The organism is Mycoplasma sp. CSL7503-lung (genome assembly GCF_025515455.1).
GTDB lineage: Bacteria > Bacillota_I > Bacilli_A > Mycoplasmatales > Metamycoplasmataceae > Mycoplasmopsis.
In genome coordinates this window covers 1-3,536 of the sequence record NZ_JAOPHP010000039.1, presented here as the reverse complement: position 1 = coordinate 3,536, position 3,536 = coordinate 1, and the positions used below count along the sequence as shown (strand labels likewise).

Below are 3,536 nucleotides of genomic sequence, written 5' to 3'. Positions count from 1 at the left end.
AATTTTTTGTTGTATAATTCATATGGTTCCTCGGTTCATGTGGGGCCATTTTTTTATTAAAAAATTTCAAGTGCTCCACAATTATATTTTATATAAATTGTGTTGCACTTGAAATTACAATTTAGCAACAAAATCAAAAACTTGATTTTGTTTTTTATTAATTATTATTTTGATTAGAATTATTTAATTTTTCATTTATAAGTTTAAGTTGTTCTAAAATTTGTTCTTCTATACTAATTTGTTTTTCAACAGGTTCTTCGACAGGTGGGTTATTTCTTTTTCTAAAATCTGTTATGAAGGACTTGATAAAGAAAACAACTATTAATATAATAAATAAAACAAAAGTAATTAAAATAAAGTTAATTAAAATACCAATGAATTTACCATATTTAATACCATGTCAAGCTAGACTATTAATATCTGAATTTTTAAAATTATAGATACTACTTATAGCTCCTAAAATTATATCATTAGCCAAGGATGAAACAAGATCCTTAAAAATTAAACCAGAAATAAAACCAACTGCTAATATTAAAAAATTACCTTTTTTAAAATAATTTGTTGCTTCTATATAACTTTTGCGTAATCTACCTATTTTTTTATCCTTAACAATATTTTTAAAAGCGTCTTTTAAATTTGTTTTTTTCATATATAGCCTTAATTAATTTTCTTTTTCGCCTTTAATTATTTCAACAGCGGTGATTTCATCTTTGTCTCTTAAGTTAATTATCTTAACTCCTTTTGTTGCTCTAGATGTTTGACTAATTTCACTAATCTTTGTACGTATTGTTATTCCACTTGTTGTAATAACTAACAACTCATCGGTAGTTTCGACAAAACGTGCAAAAACTAATTTTCCTGCTTTTTCAGGATTTATTCCTGTTACACCTTTAGCACCACGTTTTGATAAACGATATTCTTGTTCATCTGTAAGTTTTCCAAAACCTTTACTTCCTAAAGAAAGGATTAATGAACCATCTCTATTTGTTGAAGCACCTATAACACTTTGACCTTGCTCTAGCTTAATACCTCTTACACCACGAGATGTACGACCCATCGGACGAATATCGTTAGCTTTAAAAATAGCTATATTTTTATGATTATTAGCTACAAGAATATTATCATTATCAGAAATTATAAATGCACGTACTAATTCGTCACCTTCAGCTAAACTAAATGCTCTTAAACCATTCTTACGAACGTTTTTAAATAATGATAAATCTGACTTTTTAAAAATACCATTTTTTGTTATTGTAGCTAAATAATTATCATCTTGAAACTCATCGACACTAATTATAGAAATTATTTTTTCGCCATCTTTAACATTTAAACTTTCAATAAGATTGATAAAAGGTATTCCTTTACTTTGTTTAGAACCTTCAGGAATTTGATAACCTCTCAAACTATAAGCCTTACCAAAATTTGAAAATAATAATAAATCACTATGTGTTGTACTATTTAATATTAATGAAATATCATCATCTTCATAGGTTTTCATACTAATAGAACCTACACCACCACGTTTTTGTGTATTATATTCCTCAAGATTAATTCTTTTTACGTATCCGTTTATCGAAGCTGTTATAACTATATCTTTAACGGGTATTAAATCTTCATCACTTATTTTACCAATTCCAGCAACATCTATAAAAGTACGTCTTTCATCGTTAAATTTATTTTTAATTTCTTCTAATTCAGAAATTATTAACTCAATTAATTTTTGTTCATCACTTAGAATTTCTAAATAATATTGAATTTCTTTTAATAATGAAGCTAATTCTGCTTCCATATTCTCAATGCTCAATCCTGTTAAACGACCAAGGCTCATGCTCAATATTGCTTTAGTTTGTCTATCTGTTAATTCATATCTTTCAGAAAGTCTTTGTTGAGCAATAGATTCAGTTTTAGATGTTTTAATAATTTTAATTACTTCATCAATGTTTGAAATTGCAATTTTTAAACCTTCTAATATATGTGCTCTCTCTTCAGCTTTATTAAGGTCAAATTTCAATCTACGAGAAACTATATTTTTTTGATGTGCAATATATTCAGTTAAAATTTGTTTTAAATTTAAAACTTTAGGTTCTCCATTAACTAAAGCCACCATGTTTGCACTATATGTAGTTTGTAAATACGTTTTTTGATAAAGTTTATTTAATAAAACGTGCGGATTATAACCTTTTTTAACATCTATAACAATTCTTATACCTTCTCTGTTAGATTCATCTCTAAGATCTGAAATACCTTCAATTTCTCTTGTCTTATGATAGTCTACTATTTTTTGAATTAAAGTTGTTTTCTTAATTGCGTAAGGTATTTCGGTAACAATAATTTGATTTCTACCGTTTGATTTTTCAATAATTTTTGTTTTAGATCTAACTGTAATACTTCCTTTACCTGTTTCGTATGCGTCAAGAATACCTTTAGTACCAAGAATTATAGCTCCAGTCGGAAAATCAGGACCTTTTATATATTGCATTAAATCACGAACTTCTAATTCTGGATTTTTAGCTAAGGCAACAGTTGCATCAATTGCTTCACCTAAATTATGAGGCGGAATTTCTGTAGCCATACCAACAGCAATTCCTGAGGCCCCTGAAACGAGAATATTAGGGAAACGAGAAGGAAGAACAGTAGGTTCTTTTTCACTACCATCATAATTATCTACAAAATCAATAGTTTGCTTCTTGATTCCATCTAACATCTCAGCTGATAATTTAGACATTCTCGCTTCTGTATAACGCATAGCAGCAGCTTCATCACCGTCAATAGAACCAAAGTTACCATGACCATCAACTAAAGGATATCTCATTGAGAAATCTTGGGCCATACGAACCATTGCTTCATAAACCGAACTATCCCCATGAGGGTGGTATTTACCTAGAACGTCCCCAACAATACGAGCACTTTTTCTATGTTGTGAACCTGGTGTAATACCTAATTCTGCCATATCGTAAAGTATTCTACGGTGAACAGGTTTTAATCCATCACGAACATCAGGCAATGCTCTAAAAACTATAACACTCATAGAATATTCTAAAAATGATTGTTTCATTTCGTTGTCAATAACAACAGGGAAGACACCGTCTGTTTCTTTTTCGATTATTTGAGAACTAACGGTATATTCCTCTTTATTTTGAGGTATTTCTTCTTCCTCTTCGTCAACAACCACAGTTTCTTTTCTTTTAAAAACAAGTCTATTTTCTTCTTCGTAATCAAATTCTAGATCAGTATTTTTTAATTTTTCATTCGATTCTTCGTTTAATAATTCTTTTGTTTTTTTATCGTCGGTCATAGTACTCCTTTTAATAAAATATATTTTATTAAATTATACATTATTTTGCCATAAATTAAAGGCTAAAACGACAATATAGTATACATTTTAAAAAAAATGCCTATTCAAATAGGCATGCTAAATTGTAATTTCAAGTGCAACACAATTTATATAAAATATAATTGTGGAGCACTTGAAATTTTTTAATAAAAAAAATGGCCCCACATGAACCGAGGAACCATATGAATTATACAACAAAAAA

At 28.4% G+C, this 3,536-nt stretch carries 2 protein-coding genes; both read right to left on the bottom strand.

Going from position 1 to position 3,536, the window contains the following annotated elements; genetic code table 4:
* Positions 1-157: 157 nt before the first annotated feature.
* The gene (locus tag N9R85_RS03730) at positions 158-649 is read right to left on the bottom strand and encodes an MscL family protein (protein WP_262858643.1); all 492 of its coding nucleotides are present in this window, start codon (positions 647-649) and stop codon (positions 158-160) included.
* A gap of 12 nt (positions 650-661) precedes the next feature.
* On the bottom strand, positions 662-3,295 hold the full coding sequence (gene gyrA, locus N9R85_RS03725) for a DNA gyrase subunit A (RefSeq protein WP_262858642.1): 2,634 nt from the start codon (positions 3,293-3,295) through the stop codon (positions 662-664).
* Positions 3,296-3,536 lie beyond the last annotated feature (241 nt).